This is a genomic window from uncultured Fibrobacter sp. (assembly GCF_900316465.1).
Taxonomy (GTDB): Bacteria; Fibrobacterota; Fibrobacteria; order Fibrobacterales; family Fibrobacteraceae; genus Fibrobacter.
In genome coordinates, this window is the sequence record NZ_ONDD01000037.1 from 1 (window position 1) to 16,860 (window position 16,860).

Annotated in this window: 13 protein-coding genes and 1 other RNA gene; 7 read left to right on the forward strand and 7 right to left on the reverse strand. The window is 49.8% G+C overall.

Annotation, left to right across the window (positions count from 1 at the left end; genetic code table 11):
* The 3 genes from QZN53_RS11535 to QZN53_RS11545 form a co-directional block, all read left to right on the forward strand.
* On the forward strand, positions 1 to 1,356 hold a 1,356-nt coding region (locus QZN53_RS11535; RefSeq protein WP_163439089.1), incomplete at its 5' end, for an ABC transporter permease.
* Positions 1,353 to 2,858, forward strand: coding sequence for a serine/threonine-protein kinase (locus tag QZN53_RS11540; RefSeq protein WP_163439090.1), 1,506 nt, complete (start codon positions 1,353 to 1,355; stop codon positions 2,856 to 2,858). The genes QZN53_RS11535 and QZN53_RS11540, both read left to right, overlap by 4 nt.
* An 89-nt stretch (positions 2,859 to 2,947) precedes the next feature.
* A complete protein-coding gene (locus tag QZN53_RS11545) occupies positions 2,948 to 3,343 on the forward strand; it encodes a YraN family protein (protein WP_163439091.1) in 396 nt (131 codons plus the stop codon).
* Between the two features lie 12 nt (positions 3,344 to 3,355).
* On the opposite strand, the gene QZN53_RS11550 is transcribed toward QZN53_RS11545, so the two are convergent.
* Positions 3,356 to 3,790 carry a PIN domain-containing protein gene (locus QZN53_RS11550; RefSeq protein ID WP_163439092.1) on the reverse strand — a complete coding sequence of 145 codons (435 nt, stop codon included), beginning with the start codon at positions 3,788 to 3,790 and terminating at the stop codon, positions 3,356 to 3,358.
* Positions 3,783 to 4,838: a hypothetical protein gene (locus tag QZN53_RS11555; protein ID WP_294653239.1), complete on the reverse strand. Its 1,056-nt coding sequence runs from the start codon at positions 4,836 to 4,838 to the stop codon at positions 3,783 to 3,785. Before QZN53_RS11555 ends, QZN53_RS11550 begins: the two co-directional genes overlap by 8 nt.
* A 147-nt stretch (positions 4,839 to 4,985) precedes the next feature.
* Between QZN53_RS11555 and QZN53_RS11560 the strand changes: the two genes are divergently transcribed.
* A complete protein-coding gene (locus QZN53_RS11560; protein ID WP_163439094.1) occupies positions 4,986 to 5,327 on the forward strand; it encodes a hypothetical protein in 342 nt (113 codons plus the stop codon).
* A gap of 76 nt (positions 5,328 to 5,403) precedes the next feature.
* The gene (locus QZN53_RS11565) at positions 5,404 to 6,498 is read left to right on the forward strand and encodes a hypothetical protein (RefSeq protein WP_163439095.1); all 1,095 of its coding nucleotides are present in this window, start codon (positions 5,404 to 5,406) and stop codon (positions 6,496 to 6,498) included.
* Between the two features lie 72 nt (positions 6,499 to 6,570).
* Here the strand turns inward: QZN53_RS11565 and QZN53_RS11570 are convergent, their stop codons facing one another.
* On the reverse strand, positions 6,571 to 6,768 hold the full coding sequence (locus QZN53_RS11570; protein WP_163439096.1) for a hypothetical protein: 198 nt from the start codon (positions 6,766 to 6,768) through the stop codon (positions 6,571 to 6,573).
* Between the two features lie 112 nt (positions 6,769 to 6,880).
* On the opposite strand from QZN53_RS11570, the gene QZN53_RS11575 reads away from it, so the two are divergent.
* Complete coding sequence (locus QZN53_RS11575) at positions 6,881 to 7,621, forward strand: TatD family hydrolase (protein ID WP_163439097.1); 741 nt, start codon at positions 6,881 to 6,883, stop codon at positions 7,619 to 7,621.
* Between the two features lie 10 nt (positions 7,622 to 7,631).
* Here the strand turns inward: QZN53_RS11575 and mfd are convergent, their stop codons facing one another.
* From mfd to QZN53_RS11590, 3 genes are all read right to left on the reverse strand, one after another.
* On the reverse strand, positions 7,632 to 11,009 hold the full coding sequence (mfd, locus tag QZN53_RS11580; RefSeq protein WP_163439098.1) for a transcription-repair coupling factor: 3,378 nt from the start codon (positions 11,007 to 11,009) through the stop codon (positions 7,632 to 7,634).
* 90 nt (positions 11,010 to 11,099) lie between these two features.
* Entirely contained in the window at positions 11,100 to 11,753 is a 654-nt protein-coding gene (locus QZN53_RS11585; RefSeq protein ID WP_205428149.1) for an FISUMP domain-containing protein, read from the reverse strand.
* 695 nt (positions 11,754 to 12,448) lie between these two features.
* Positions 12,449 to 14,092 carry a hypothetical protein gene (locus tag QZN53_RS11590; protein WP_163439100.1) on the reverse strand — a complete coding sequence of 548 codons (1,644 nt, stop codon included), beginning with the start codon at positions 14,090 to 14,092 and terminating at the stop codon, positions 12,449 to 12,451.
* Between the two features lie 339 nt (positions 14,093 to 14,431).
* Here QZN53_RS11590 and ssrA point away from each other — a divergent pair.
* Positions 14,432 to 14,791, forward strand: a transfer-messenger RNA (tmRNA) gene (gene ssrA, locus QZN53_RS11595).
* A gap of 105 nt (positions 14,792 to 14,896) precedes the next feature.
* Here ssrA and QZN53_RS11600 read toward each other — a convergent pair.
* A complete protein-coding gene (locus tag QZN53_RS11600; protein WP_163439101.1) occupies positions 14,897 to 16,666 on the reverse strand; it encodes a PA14 domain-containing protein in 1,770 nt (589 codons plus the stop codon).
* Positions 16,667 to 16,860: the final 194 nt, after the last annotated feature.

Sequence of the window (16,860 nt, forward strand, 5' to 3'; positions counted from 1 at the left end):
AGCATCGGAAATCTCGATTACCGCAACGAAGAAATCCGAAAGCACATCGCCTTCTTGGAGCAGGATCCGGAACTTCGCCGCGACTTGACCGTTAAAGAAACGCTCTTGGACGGCGCACGAGTCGGAATGTCCAAGCTCGATTTCAAGCGCAACGCGAACGGGCGACTGGAAAAGTTCTCTGAGCTTTTCGGGCTGAGCGCGCGTCTCGACAACCCCATTCGCACGCTCAGCGGCGGCGAATGCCGCCGAGTCGCCCTGGCCAAGGAACTCATGGGAAATCCGGGCCTGATTGTTCTCGACGAGCCGCTTTCTGGCCTCGACCCTTACAACTCCAAGATTCTATGCACGCACCTCAAGCAGCTCGCCTTCCTCGGGCATACGATTATCCTGACCACGCACAGCTACGAAGCGCTGGAAATCGCCGACAAGGTTCTCGTACTGCACCAGGGCAAGCAAGCCTTCTACGGAAGCCCGAAAGAAGCTTACCGCTACTTCGATAGCGAAGACCCCGAAACAATTCTCACGAACTTGAATGACGACACCGCATCTAACTGGCAAACCATTTTGCAGAACCGCGTCGGCGCCGTGAGAAGCACCTCGGCTCTCGAAGCCTTGGTCCCCAGCTTTTTCCCAAAGACTAACCTGTCACCCGTTTTCTTATACAAGATTTCGATTACCGCAAAGCAGTGGTTCAGGGACAAAGGCAAGTTCCTCACACTCCTTTTGCAACCGCTCATTATCGGCTTTCTATTTTCACAAATATTCTCGGACGTAACTTCGCTCTGGATTGTCGCATTTGCAATCATTCTTTCGGCGAACTGGCTTTCGCTTTCACTCTCGATCCGAGAAATCGTACAAGAAAAAGAAATCTTGCAGGCGGAATTCCGTAAGGGAGTCCCGATTCTCCCGACCATTTTCGCCAAGGCGATTCTCCCCACAACGGTCGCCTTTATCCAGACCCTTATCGTATTTGCCTTTGTCGGATTCCGCACGCATATCTGGCCAACTCCCCCGCATCTTTTGGCCGTAATATTGTTGATGGTTCTCCCGCCTGTTGCCGTAGGCCTTGCCGTAAGTTCGCTATCTAAAAACGCCGGACAGGCAAACGCCATGCTTCCGCTTTTGATTATTCCGCAGGTCGCCTTGGCCGGAGCCCTGGTCCCCTTGGACCAAATGCAAGCCATCGGGCGCATTCTTTCGACCATTATCTGGTCCCGTTACAACCAGGCAAGCCTTTTGAACCTGCTCCTAGAGCGCAAAGACCCTATCGAAAACACAATTCTTGCCCTCGGCATCACATTATGTTTTTATATTGTGGTTGCAATAAAACTAAACTGTTCTAAGAAAGCAAAATGATCGCCCCGCAAAAGTCTGAAGCATTTCCGCGCCCTTTTAATGAAAACTATGATCTCATTGGCACCCTTGGTAAAGGGGGCATGGGAAACGTTTACAAAGCCATCGACAAACGCCTTGGCCGCGTAGTTGCATTCAAGATTTTGGACGCCTCTTCCGATGAAGAAGCAATCAAGCGTTTCTACATGGAAGCGCAGGCAATGAAGGAACTCGACCATCAGAATATCGTCCATGTATTCGACTTTGGTCAAGAAAAGAACCAGCTCTTTATTGCCATGACTTATGTGGAAGGCACGAACCTCGCTGAGATCTTGCACAACAAGGAACAGCTTTCGTTCGAAGCCATCGAAGTCATTATCCGCCAGATTGCCCGCGGTCTCCTTTCTGCTCACAACAAGGGAATTGTCCACCGCGACGTTAAGCCCTCGAACATCATGCTTACCCGCGACAACCGCGTGTTCATCATGGACTTCGGCATTTCTTACATTCAGGAAATGGAGAAGGACAGGCTTACCCGTACGGGCATGACCATGGGTACGCCCGAATACATGAGCCCTGAACAATGCCACGGCGACAACGTGACCATTCAGTCTGACATTTACAGCATGGGCGTGATTCTTTACGAAATGACCTGCGGACGACTCCCGTTCGAAGGTAACCGCCCGGTAGAAATTGCCCTGAAGCACGTTCAAGAACAGCCGCCTGCACCGGAACTTTTCCGCAAGGACATGCCCCCTGGACTTTCGCAGCTCATTTTAAAGTGCCTTAAGAAAAAGCTGAACGAACGCTTCCACGACATGCAGGAATTCCTGGACGCTTGCGACCAGGTGTTCCCCACCGAAAAGACGGCACCGCAGCGCCCCACCATGGGCCACACGCCGCTCCGCCGCCGCACGGCATCGATTGCCGAAATGGCAAACATCATCACGCCACGCGCCCGCATGCTTCAAAAGAAGCTTACGGCCCTCGCCATTTTCATTTTCCCGCTCATCATCATGCTCTTGATTTTGCTGATGCTGACGCACAAGCCCGAAAGCACCTTGCGCGAGCTGGAATGGAGCGAAGCTCTTGGCAATTACGAGACCAAGGCTCTCGAAATTGACGAAAGCAATGGCTACCCGCTCAAGAACTTAAACGACAACGATTTTAAGACGGCATGGCTCTATACGATGCCGCAGAAGCCGCAGAATCCGGTGCTCACGCTCTACTTTGACGGCAACGCAATCGTAACGCATTTCGGCATCGCCATCGGTTACCAGAAATCTGTTGACGACGCCTTCGGCGACCGCTTCCGCATTTTCAAGAAACCCAAGACTATCACTCTTGAAACCAAGGACGGCTTCAAGCAGAAAATCAAGCTTGAAAACATCCGCGGAATGCAGTACCCGAACATTCAGGCAATGGAAACTAGCGAACTCAAGGTTTATCTTGATGACGTCTACGAAGGAGAAAACGAAGACTTCGCTATTTCCGAAATTCGCCTCTTGGGCATGGAACTGCCCTAGTCCAAGAAATTTTTTAGATCATTCTTAGATAGCTCGCATGCAAAAGACATTTGCATGTTTTAAACCTATTCATTTCTAAAGATTGATTTATGGAAAACAACAAGCCCAAGGGCAACTACATCGAAGCACTTGCCTCAGCCTATTTAAGCCGCGAAGGCTACCAGATTATCGCACGCAATTACGCCTACATGGGTGGCGAATTGGACATTGTCGCCCGCGACGGAGAAACACTCGTATTTGTAGAAGTCAAATCCGTATGGAACAACCAGCAAGGGAATCCGGCCGCCCGCGTAAACGCCCTAAAGCAAAAGAAAATCTGGAAGACCGCATGTCATTTTCTAGCCACACAGAAAGAGCATGCGCCCAAAGGATTTGACACGCCTTGCCGATTTGATGTGTTGACCGCGAGAGTCTACCAAAAGCCGCTTCAGTTTGCGCATTACAAGAATGCCTTCGAAGGAACGCAAGTCATTCCGCAAGTATAATGACTAATGTATCTATTCAACTTCGTCGAGCGTAACAACCGGAATATCGGTCATGTCGCGGAAGGCAACGCAGTCCGTCAAAATGCAGTCGGCACCGCAAACGTAAGCAGTCGCCAAGCGCATGGATTCTTCAGTCGAAAGATTCTTAGCCGCAAACTCAGCCGCCTTCACGGCTATCTCGCCCGTGACATCGCAGGCCTTGACATTGCGGGAATGTTCAAAGAATTCGCGGTACTGACGAGACAGCAAACCTTCGCCCGCGGCAAAAGCCTTCTTGGATATTTCAAACAAGGTAACGTTTGAAACGAGAACCGTCAAATTGTTTTCGTAGGCAAAGTCAAGAACAGAAGACACGACCGGATAGTAATCCGGGTGCATCTGCAGCAAGCGCACGACCGCGCCTGTATCCAGAAAGAGGACTCTCGACTTTTCAAGCGCCTTATTCATAGATTTCCATGTAGGCGATATCTTCGCGCATGCCGGCACGAACCATCTTGAATCGCTGGGCATTCGGATAGAAGTACCAGATCATCCACTCGCCCGCCATATCGGTACGCTTAGTCTTGATGGCAATGGGCTTTTCGCCGTTATAGAAGTCGCGCTTGTGCGGAATCACGTGTTCGAACGGACGGTAAGTATGAACGTCATCGCCAGCGGCGCGTTCAATGAATCCGTTGCCGCCCTTACTCCAGGTAATGGTCACGACACCATTGTCGTCCTTGACTTTTTCGCAGCTGTCGAAACCGCTCCCGCACCACAGGTACTTCTTGTACTTGAAGCTCTGTTCGGGCATGTTGAAGGTTTCTACGACGCGGCGGTTACCCTTGTAGTTGTTGTATTCACCTTCGAGCTTGTACTTGCCGGAATTATATTCGTTGCAACCACGCTGGGCAACCCTCACCTTACGATCCGCAATGGCGATATCAACCGTACAGCCTTCTTCGGAATAAGTCAAGCGGGCATGTCCGTTAGCTTCGCGGAGTTCCAGGTTGCTGGCTTCGAGTTCTGCACGGTAGCCGAAGGGGCCGTTCTGAATGACAAACGAGAAATAGCGAGGATTGGTCGGAGACTTCTTGAGGAACACGCTACCGGTAGACGAAGCGTATTCACCACTCAGGTCTATGGATGCCTGTTGGAACCTGGCAAGGTCTGCGCGCTTGACCCAGACTTCGCCAAGCTTACACTGGATAGGCACAAAACGCGGCGGTTCCTTGGGTTCAACCTTTTCCCAAATGGTAACACGACGTTTTTTCACCTTGTATTTGGGGCGGCCCTTTTTGTCTTTTTTGACATTGCCCTTGCGGTCCTTGACTTCAATCGAGTCCTTAACGACAATCACCTTTTTGACGGAATCCATCGGGGGAGGAAGTTCCCTAATCTGGTCTGTGAAAACAAGTGAACCTGCAGGAGTATTTTCATCAATGCCGGTTGCGGTTTTCTTATAAACTGTCAAAGTTTCCTGAGCAAACGAAAGTGAGCAACAGAGAGAAATCAAAATCGTAAAAAATGGGATTTTTTTCAAAACAAAACCTCTTTGTGGGAGTAAAGTTAACTTTTTATATGAAAAAAGGGTTAAAAAATGATTAGGGAAAGAAATTTTTACTAAAATTAGTCTCGTGGAATATATAAAGGAGTTCCTTTTATGAAGAAGATGTTTATCGCCTCTTGCATTATGGCAGCAGCCGTGTTTGCTGCTCCGGCAGCAAAGGCCCCTGCTGCAGCCCCCGCCGCTGCCGCTCCGGCAAAAACTGCTGAACCTGCCGCCGCTCCGGCTAAGACTGAAGCCAAGGCAGAACAGCCGAAGGCTGAAACTAAGGCCGCTGCTCCGGCTAAGACCGAAGCTAAGGCTGAAGCAAAGCCCGCCGCTGCCGCTCCGGCTAAGACCGAAGCCAAGGCTGAAGCAATGCCCGCCGCTGCCGCTCCGGCTAAGACCGAAGCCAAGGCTGAAGCAAAGCCCGCCGCCGAAGGCCGATGCAAAGGCTGAAGAACCGAAGGCCGCCGAAGCCCCGAAGGCTGAAGCTAAGGCAGAACAGCCGAAGGAAGAAGCCAAGGCTGAAGAAGTGAAGCCTGAAGAAGCCGCTCCGGCAGCCGAAGTCGCCGCCGCAGAACCTGCCCAGAAGCCGGCCAAGAAGAAAAAGCGCAAAAAGAAAAAAATGATCCAGAACGCCGTGATGTCGGCTAACCATATTAACTTCGACATCAACGCTGACTTCGAACTCGAAGCCGGCAAGGTTCTTTGGGCAACCGAAGACGACGAAATGGGCGACAACTTCGAAACTTGGAATGGCGAAGCCAACTTTGCCGTGCTCGCTGAAGCCGATGACTTCAAGGGCAAGATTGCTGTAGCCTTCTACCCCGCTGACCTCAGGTCTGACGACAACTTGGATAAGAAGGTCAAGAAGGCCGAACTCCGCGAAGGCACCCGCCAGTATGGTGATGACTACTACTCTCTGGACGAAGCATGGGCCATGCAGGAAACAGACCTGTTCACCTTCAAGGTCGGTCGTTGGGACAACACCGACAAGAGCGGTGACTACTTCGGTGGTTACATCGATGGTTACCTGGCCGGATTCCTTTCTACCCAGCCTTCTGAAAACCAGTTGATGTTCGGTTTCACTCCGTCTGACAACATGTCCGGTTTCATTTCCTTGATCAGCAAGTCTGAAAACCTCGACAAGGGTGACCTGCGTGCTGCATTCAACTTCCACAACCTCGCCGGCATTTCTGCCCTCAAGGTTCAGCTCGCTTACCGTAGCAACATGTTCGACGTCGTTTACGACAGCAAGGCCGACATCAAGCACAACGCTTCTTTGAAGGCTAACCTGCCGATCGTTTTGAACACGGTTGACATCTTCGCAGAAGCAGCTCTCATGGACATGGCCGACGACCTCGTGATCCCCGTTACCGGCGGTATCGCCATCTACACTCCGGTTGTTGACAGAATCCTCGTCGAAGCCGAATACGTGGGCGACCGTTATGAACATCGCGACTTCTGGGGCATGAGCAAGAAGCCCAAGCACATCAAGGATGTCTTGGCCGCTCTCTACCTCGAAAAGGCCTTCACCAGCCGCTTCAGCCTGTCTGCCGGTGTGCACAGCTTCGGCTGCACCAAGGACTACACCATCTCGGGTAACTTGGTTGGTAGAATCAACTAGGTTTAAAAAAAGACCATTAAAAAACGGCCCGCTTCAAAAGCGGGTCGTTTTTTTTAAATCCAAATTGGAATATTACAAGCCTTTGCGTTCAAGATCAAGCAAAAGGGACTGCAAGGAATCTTCAACGGTGGTGCGGAAATCAGCCGAACCGAGGCTGCAGGATGCAACGACATCGGCCCCTTTAGTAATGCGGATTACAGCAAAGCCGCCTTCATTCGTAAAAGAAACACCTAAACCCTTATTTAAGGCTTTTTCCAAAAGATCGCGCATAAAAACTCCTTTTTAACGCTAGAAACATCATTACCCTTAAATTAGGCTTTTTCTAACAAAAAAACAAGAACTTTTTTGGATTTATTCCGGATTTTGGGAGTATATTAATGGTATGTTTGACTTTCATTTACATTTAGCAAGGTTACCGCAGCCCATGATGCTTGCACGAGCCCTTCAGAAGAAGGGGTTGTGCTTTAACGCTATCGCCTGTGAACCCGCTGAATGGGAAGTCCTGCAAAAAATGGATTCAAGCCTTTTCGAAGGTTCTACCCGCAATTACGGCATTCATCCGATGACTATTGCCGACGTGACGGAAGCCGACTGGGAACGTCTGGAATCTCTTCTGGACAACTACCCCGATGCCAATGTCGGTGAATGCGGATTAGACAAGCGCTACGACGGCTACGCCGAAGGCGGCCTTCAGGAACAAGCTTTTAGAAGACAAGTCGAACTCGCCCGCAACCTGCATCGCGACCTGCATATTCATTGCGTTGGCGATTACGGGCGCATTATCAAGATTCTCGAAGAATGCGGTTACCCCGGCAAGAAATCGAATATCAAGTCTCGCCAAAGAGCTCCGAAAGTCCACGTGACGTTCCACCGCTTTGGCGGCGATATTTCGATCGTAAAAGCAGCGCAGGAACTCAATCCGATATTCTCGCTGCACCTCGATTCCTTCCATAAGAAATCGACCCTTGCCGCCATTCCGCAGATTCCTGCAGAACAAATCCGTTTCGAAACCGATGCAGACGAAACCTTCTGCTCGGCAAACCTTCTCAAGAACGAATCTGTCGATAAAATTGCGAAAGCCCTAATCGAGCAATTGAAAGAAACGGAACAACTAGTCCGCTAAATTTCGTTCGCTAGTTCGTCTGAGCCGGCGAATTAGTACTCTTCACGACCGTAGAATCAGCCTTAATCACAGCAAACGCACGGAACTCCTTGAGTGCCTTTTCGGCGAGTTCTATGGCATTACCCTTACCGAGTTCAATCACGACTTGCAGCGGCGAGCCACCCATAATGCGCATGGGGAACTGCGTATTCGCATACATCTCGCTGATGATTCGCGGATCGGGCGGCGGGAATTCCACGAAGGTGGCCGCAAGCATTCCCTTGCGCTGCACCAAGCCCTGAATGCGGAGCCGCCCCGCCAAGAGGCCTATTTCGGTGACCAGCAGCAACATCTTGGCGGCTTCGGGCACCGGCCCGAATCGATCCGCGAGCTCCTGCGCAAGGCCCGCGATTTCGTCGGTATGCGACACGCGGGAAATCCGCTGGTACATCGAGATTCGAGTGAGGCCATCCTGAATGTAGTCTTCGGGCAAGTAAGCGTCTACACCAAGTTCTACGCGAGGCTGAATCGGCTTTTCGGACGGTCCACCGCGCAGCTGTTCCACCGCCTCGCGCACCAAGCGCACATAAGTTTCAAAGCCCACTTCGGCGATAAAACCATGCTGTTCCTGGCCGAGCAAGTTGCCCGCCCCGCGGATTTCCAAGTCGCGCATGGCCAGCTGATAACCGCTACCGAGGTCGGTAAACTGTTCCAGAGCCTTCAAGCGGCGCATGGATTCCGGAGAAATTTCATGCTGCGACGGAATGACCAGCAAAGCCTTCGCCAGCACGCTGCTGCGGCCCACACGCCCACGCATCTGGTAAAGCTGGCTAATACCAAAGTGATGCGCGTTCATGATAATAATCGTATTCGCGTTCGGAACATCCAAGCCCGATTCAATAATACTCGTACTTACGAGAATATCAAACTTACGAGAGATAAAGGCTTCCATCGCGTTTTCGAGGTCGCGGTCATTCATCTGCCCGTGTGCAATACCGATATGCGCTTCAGGCACGAGCTGTTCAATATCGTCGGCCAATTCGTAAATGCTTTGAACACGGTCATTCACAATGAACACCTGGCCGCCGCGGGCCAGTTCGTCTTCAATCGCCTGCTTGATGACCATGTCATCGCGCTTCATGAGCTTGGTTTCGACCGGCAAGCGGTTCATGGGCGGCGTATTAATCAGCGAAATATCGCGCACGCCCGTCATGCTCAAATGCAGCGAACGCGGAATCGGCGTGGCACTCATGCTGAGCGTATCGACCGCCAAGCGCATTTCACGCAATTTTTCCTTCTGCTTCACGCCAAATTTCTGTTCTTCGTCGATGATTAGAAGGCCCAAGTCCTTGAACTGGTTCTTTTCCGAAAGCAGGCTGTGCGTACCGACCAAAATGTCGACCTTGCCTTCGCTTACCTGCTTGAAAATTTCCTTCTTTTCTTTGGTGCTCTTGTAGCGGTTCACCAGCGCAATGTTCACGCCGAAACCTGCAAAGCGGTCCATGAAGTTTTCGTAGTGCTGGGCAGCCAAAATCGTCGTCGGCACCAGGAGAACCACCTGCTTCTTGCTCACCACGCACTTGAACGCCGCACGCATGGCGACTTCGGTCTTACCAAAGCCCACGTCGCCACAAATCAGGCGATCCATCGGGCGGCGCGATTCCATATCGCGCTTGATATCTTCGGTAGCCTTCACCTGGTCGGGTGTCGGGTCGTATTCAAAGGCGTCTTCAAATTCCTTCTGCAGTTTGCCATCGGGCGGGAAATCGAAACCTTCCACCAATTCGCGCTTGGCGTAAAGTTCCACCAGTTCACGCGCAATCTGAATGACCTTTTTCTTGACGCGCTCCTTGAGGTTTTCCCAAGCCTTGCCGCCCAGACGATCGAGCTTAGGAGCATTCTCTTGCGTATCAAGGCGTTCAATCTTCTGCAAGTCCGCCACAGGGAACTTGAGCTTGTCACCGCCGGCGTATTCGAGCAGGGCGCAGTCCACCATACCGCCGTTCACGTTCACGCGTACAAGCCCTAAATACTTGCCCACGCCGTGATCTTCGTGCGAAACGAAATCACCGCGGTTCAGCGATTCAATCATCAAGGCGCTCGAAACGGAGCCTGCTATTTTGCGTTTGCGAGTCTTGTTCGAATGGCGATTGAAAATGCGAGTCTCGGTCAAGAAGGCGATTCCGTCGTCTTCGAGCCAGAAACCTTCGGACATATTGCCGACAATATAATCTTCGATCGGCAAGCCATCGAGCATCTGCTTGATACGCCCAAGCGCACCTGCCGTCGGGGCAACCACATAAACGGTTCCGCCGCGGGCGGCAAATTCCTCAATTTCCTTGGCAACCGAATCGGTGCCGTTCGACGAGAAATCTTGCGGTTTACAATTCAGTTCATGGCTGTTGCCGTCATTGAGCTGCACGCGGGAAACATCCATGGAGGTGCGGCCCACAAACTGACGCGAAAGCTCGCCCATCTTGAACCAGGTATGCGCCGGGTCCACTGCCTCGGTATCGACTTCGCGTACTTCCCTGAAGGTATTCTCGCAGTTCAAATAATACTTCGCCGCATTCTCCGACAAAAGCGAAAGCTCTTCGAATACCAACGAGGCCTTCGGCAAATAGTCGAGCAAGCTCGAATTCAGCGTTTGATAACGCCCACGGTGCCACCAGAGCCCCGAAAGGTCACCATTGTAGCAAGCCGCCTCATGTTCCTTGACCGTAAACTCGCCCATCGGGAAAAGCTTCACCGACTTCATGGTCTCTACGGATCGCTGCGAGAAAATGTCAAAGCTACGAATCGATTCAATCTCGTCGCCAAAGAATTCAATACGAATCGGATGCGGATACAGCAGGCAGTTTACGTCGACAATGCATCCGCGAATGGAGAATTCCCCCACGCCCGAAACCACGGGCTGTTCTACAAATCCATGGTCCAAGAACCAGGGGCGAAGCGACGAAGGTTCGGCAACGCCGCCTACCTTGAGTTCCAGGCAATCCTTCATCACCGTATGCGGTGCCGGGAGCCGCATCAAGAACGAATCTAGCGGACAGACCGTAATAAACGGGTTTTCGCCTTCTACATCGCGAAAAAACTTGAGGCGTTCTTCGACAACGCCTTCGAACGGCACCTTCTTTTCGTAAGGTTTCAAGCCAATCGAAGGGAAAAAACGGACAGACTCTTCGCCCAAAAGCCCTTCCAGATTCTCGACCCAGTTTTCCGCGCTCTTGTAATCCTTCGCCACCACCAGAATCGGCTTTAGCTTTTTAAGGAAGCGCGTCGCCACCATCATGGCAGCGGCCGGAATAGTTGCCCCGTTTACATGAATCGCGCCCCCTTCAGCCTTGCTAAAGAGATTAAGCGAGTCTGTCGGCGCAAAAGTGAGACATTCGGAAAGCGATTCGACCATCGCACCAAAGATAGCTTTTTTTACTCATTTCCAACTGCGCGAATCGTCCACAGTTTCCAGGATACACCGGAGACCTCGATTTTCATCCTATTACCTGACGCAGCGAATCGCCATACCGATCACACGAACACTCTGATACTGAGTAGATTCATAGAATCCAAACGGTCTACCACGTCCCCAATAATCCCCAGACGCAGTCCAGTAAAAGACCGACATGTTATCAGCCATTCTCGACCTCATCGGATCCATCCCGTTTTGAAGATAGGCAATCTCATAACCGGTCGGAGTTATATTCAGGCCATAGAGGTCTTCATCATGCCATCCCGTTGTATCGGTGAAAGCAGCTGTTGGATAGGGCATCAAGTTCCATCCATCGCCATAGAAGGCATAGAACTTATTGAGATTGTACAAGTTTGTAAGCATGTCATGCAACTCCGTCGAATCAGGCAAGCGCCAACCCGACGGACACGCCTTCGCCGCGGTAGAAGGGCTATAGAGTCGTCCCCACTCGTCACAATTTGTCGCCGTGCTGCTCGAAATACAAATGGTGGAATCCACACCGGCATAATTGAGGTTCTGGGACATGAAATCTAGCCCGTCAATGGTTACGTAATTGTATTTCTTGCTATCTCTGGAATCGGTAAATGTCTTTTTAACTCCAACCCACTTCTGGCCGGTACACTTACTGGTATTTGCTCCGTTGAACATCGTATGTCCTTCGCGAGCGGCCGTACAGTATCCCATATATTCACGGTCTGTCGCCTTTTGCCATTTATACGCGTACGATTGAGCCTTACAGACATAGTGTACGCCATGATAAGTAACCGTATCTCCAACGCTCGAATACCCACAATAAGTTCCATGAGCCTTATCTAGAGAATCCAGTTTTTTCCATCCGGTTGATGTTTTGATGTCACAGACATATTCCTCATTATTGAATACGACCCTTTCTCCATCTTTACTAGCAACGCAGTCGCCATAGAACAAATACATATTATCAACTCGTGTCCATGAGATGTTAGTACTATGACATGCGTACATGATTCCATCCGAGCCTTTCTTGTACTTATCGTAGTTTTCCTCGTTACAGGTTCCCAGGGCTCCGATCACCGCACTGATGGCAACCCAATTATGACTGTTGCAGCGATAATATGTGTCACCACTTAAAACGACCTCACGGGAATTATTACCTGCACAGAATCCCAAGAGTTTGTCCAGGGAATCCGGTACAACCCACTTGTTTTCGCGGCATCCATATACGGTACCCAGATATGTTTTAGTCACCCCCGAGGACTTGCTGTCGCATGTACCAAGTACGATATCAGTACCAGCCTTTTTCCAGCTTCCGCTCGTACACACAAAGACTGTATCCACATTCTTTTTGGTCGTTCCTTCCATTGAGCTTGTGCAGATACCCAATAAGACTTCATAGCGGTCCATTATTCTCCAGCCATTCTCTTCACAGTAATAAGTCGAACCACTCTTGGTGGAGGCTTTCTTTCCTTTATTACTCGCGGTGCAGAATCCAATTTCTTCGTCCAGGGAATTAAGGGTATTCCAAGATGAGGAGAAGCAATAATACTTTCGATTTCGCCATCACGTTTCTCCGTGCAAAGGCCCATGTCAACTTCAAGATTATTCATCTTGTACCAACCGTCTTCAAGACAGATGTACTTGTCGCCGCCGTAAGGCAAAATCTTGTTTTCGACTTTCGGAACACAGTCGCCCAAATAGTCGTACTTGGTCGCAGTACGCCAGGACGTTTCGTCGCAAATGTATGCGACCTCGCTTTCGGTCGTGTCAATAACGCCCTGTTTCTTGGGAGAGCAAACACCGATTTCACTTTCCAGCTTTGTAAAGGTATCCCACACGCCCTTTCGGCAAACGTAGCGAACTTCATGCAGTTCGCCTTCCTTGAATTCCCTAGTGCTGTCGCATTTGCCCATATAGTCGCTCAGGAGCGCCGTACGCCAGCCCGTAGAATCGCAGGCATAAAATGCGTACGAATCATAAGGTCTGACTTCATTCGAATAATAATTGGACTGCGAGGCCGAAGTCGTCGTTTCAAGGGAATCGAGAGTTCCAATCATGCTGGGTCTGCAGTAACCCAGTTTCAGTTCCAAATTCTTGAGCGCACGCCAATCGCCATCTTCGCAAGCATACAGGTCGCCATTGAACAAGTAAGTGGTGCGGTCATTTTTGTCGGTACATTCGTCCTTGGAATCCGAGATATCGGCAACCTGCCATTCACGGAACTTACAGATATACATGGTGTCGTTGTACACGGCGGACATACCGTTTTCGGCACTACTACAGTTATTCGTAAAATCGTCTACCCAGCGCGTGCCAGAGCACTTGTAGTTGGTCTTTTCGCTCATGACAAAGAACGGCTGCAGGGTGTTACGGCTAATCGAATCGCAATGCGGAAGGTCTTCGACTGTCGCAACGAGGTAAGTATACTTTACGCAACGCAGCTGGTAAAAGTTTTGTTCGTCCGCCGGCCTAAACGAAACCGAGCGGCCCTTGACAATGGCAATCGTACTGTCGCCCGCCAGGTAGTAGCCCGCCTTGTCCGCGTCCGTACAGGCAATTCCGTGCAAGCCCTCATAGCAATAACCGCCCATCGAAAAGCCGAACGAAGAGGCCACTTCGGGGTACTTGGAAATGTAGGCCATGGTTTTGGACCAGTCTTCCTTGGTCGGAACAGAGAACCCGCTCGGGCAGCGAGCGTAACCCGGGTGATACATACGACCGTACGCATAGCAGTTATCGGGATCGTCATTGTAACACATGGTATTACCATAAGAGCCACTTTCAGTCGCATTGTCTTCTAGCCAGATGTACATGCCGAACTGGACCGTATTCAAATACGAACCTATGCTGGAATCATAGATCTTGTCTTTGGTAATCGTCGCGTCAGAGACCTTGTTGTCGACACCGGCTTCTTTTGCCGGATGCACATCTTCTTCGGATTCGTCAGGTGCACCGGAACTGCCGGAATCACCTCCGCAAGCAGAGACCAAAACGCACGTACACGCAAATAAAAGCGCAAAAAGACTCGTGGTCTTTTGAAAAGCTCTCATGTTATCCTCGTTCGTATTTAGAAAAGCGTTAAATAACGTTTTTCCGCCCTTTATCTGTAAAAATAAGATAGAAACACGGAATCGCTTTGTCAAAAAAATTTCACATTGTAAAAGGATTCTGTGCGGTCCTCTGGCGGGAATCTTTAAAAAAGGGCAATATATTTGTATATTTGGATTAAATGAACACCGGGGGCGCTCTGGTTTGCCTCGCCTAACGCTATTCGCGTTAAGCTCGCCCTACGGGCCTTGCGCTCACTTCGTGAGCTTAAGGGCCTAAATGCTCGCCAGCTCGCATTTAGTCGACGAGTCTCAACCAGAGCATCCCCGGTGCAAAGCACCGGGGGTGCTCTGGTTTCGACAGGGTTACCGAAGTGTTAGTTGCAAGCCGAGGTCTCAGACGAGGGCACTCGTAAAAAAGTCTGAAAAAAAATAAGTGCTGACGAAAACTACGCACTCGCTGCCTAATTAACGGCAACGCCGGGCCTCATTCCGCTCCCATCGGGATGTACGTCCGGACGCAATATGGGATAGGATTCTTGCATGCCTGGGGCTAGAGTCCGAGATTCACTAGGCTGGTCAAAGTCCGCGCCGACCTTCTTGGGCGTAGATCAGACGAGATCTCAAATACGAAGGGAAAGCTTGTAGGAACGTGCATGGACGTGATTTTGGACAGGGGTTCGACTCCCCTCACCTCCAGAACAAAAGAAAGGAACTCTTGAAGAGTTCCTTTCTTTTTATACGGGTTTATTTTTAGTGGACTGCAGTGATGTCAAAACCGAAAATCTTTGGTTTTCGGTTCGTTGATTACTGGATGTTTAAAAAGCCTTTGATCCTTCCCAAAAGGTCGTACAGCTTGCCGTTTTTTTGCGGCATCCGTTGTGCTTTGACTTTATGGATGCGAATCGTTGTTTCTTTTGGCACTTCCAGTTTTTGCATCGGATCTCCAATAATCGATTCTCCATAGAACCAATCGTAAAGGTCTTCCTTGTGACCGTACTGGTTCCTTTTCACCCTTTCGTTTACCCATTCCCGGAACGATTCGCCAATGAACTTGTGCTCAAAGGCGTAGTACATGAAACCATCCATTTGGTCGCTTCCACTGGTTTTGGACGAACCGATACTTACAAAACCGCCGTTAATCGTGTTAAAGATATGCTCGCTTCCAACAGAGGCACTATTGGCGTTGCCGTAGAAATCATAGCAGGTAAGTGGGCCACAGCAGGCAAAGTGGAAGAATCTCGGTGACACGCACATGTTTCTTTCCACTCGTGTTATATCCAGCCCGTTTCCAAGGCCAGTCTGGCCTCCGTGCCCACCATAAAGGGCCCAATCATACTTGTCGGATTTAATGTTGTCTAGATATTCCTGCCCGTCAGCGATGGACTTATCAAGGGAGTCTGGGGAATAAAGAAGGCTCAAACCATCAACGAATTTCTGGTCTAGAGGATTGTTTAGGCCTCCTTCCTCAGTTAGGAACATGGCACTACGCGTAGCTTTCTTGAACAAACCGAGATAGTAGTTGTGGATTTTCTCGAAATAGTTCAATAAAAGTGTTTTTGGGTTACCGTAGAAACCTGCCGTGTTGGGGTCAATTCGAGAAACCCATATTTCAAAGGAATCAGAAACTGCGCCACTTTTGGAATAGTGCCCGTCAAAAACTCCATTGGATTTTCCAGAAATCCAAAGGTGCTTTATGTCTTCCTCTGGGAGCGAATCCTTCATGAAAATATTTCCGTAATAGGTTTGGTTGAGACCGGGTGTGCTCTTGTCATTTTGACGCCAAACGGAATCAGGGATTGGTTCATAGGAGGCATTATTCCCGCATTTCCATTTTAGTGTAAGATAAGCGGCGCCATATTCCTCTGCATAGTTTAGTTTGAATTTGTAGAGACTGTCTTTCTTGAATTGAAAAGCGCTGTAATAGGGAATGTCCCAGTTGTTGAACCATGCGTCAATGAGCAGGGAATCGTTAATCCAAAGGCGCCTGTCGTTGTCCGTGGTAAGTTGCAGGGAACAAAGTGCGGTGACTGGAGATTTGATGTATCCGGAATATGCAATTGAAAAACTATCCGCCGGTACTTTCCCTGGTATCGGAGAACCATCGCGTACATCAAAGTTTAACGTTGTCGTGGTGGTTTCAAACAACTTTCCGCCATAGGCTTCGGGGCCTCCGGCAGCAGTGTCTTTCCAAACACCGTCAAGGTCCATGAAGTAAAGGTCTGTTACCCAGCGCTGGTACCGGAATCCTTCTTGTGTTTTCTGGTAGAATTCAAATTGAGCGCGCGGAATGTCTCCAACAAAGATGGCGCCCGTGATGGAATCCTTCTTGCTTACGAGTATTTCTTTTAGGTCGGTGGCTTTCCCGCCGTTCTTCTGGGATTTGAAAGATATGACAGAGGCATTTACTTGATAAGTATTCCAGATGTCATCTGTATAGGTGTCTATGGCATTCTTGATTTCGTTGTCTTTTATCATTTCGTCGTCAACGACGATGAGGATATCAGATGCTTTGCTCCATGCGCAAACAGAAAATAGGAGAATTACCCCCAAAAAGTATTTAAGTGTATTTTTCATGAAAGCCCCCCTTGACTTCATTAAAGACAAAGTCCTTTTTTTGGGGAAATATATATTTTTTTCTGCTCGAAAGGGCTTTTTGTACGAAAAAGCGTGACGGAGTCTTGTAAAATAATGAAATTTTGTGCAGTGAACCTATTGACAATTGCCCAATTGTGCATTATATTTGTGTATGTAATTTATTAAAGCGAGGT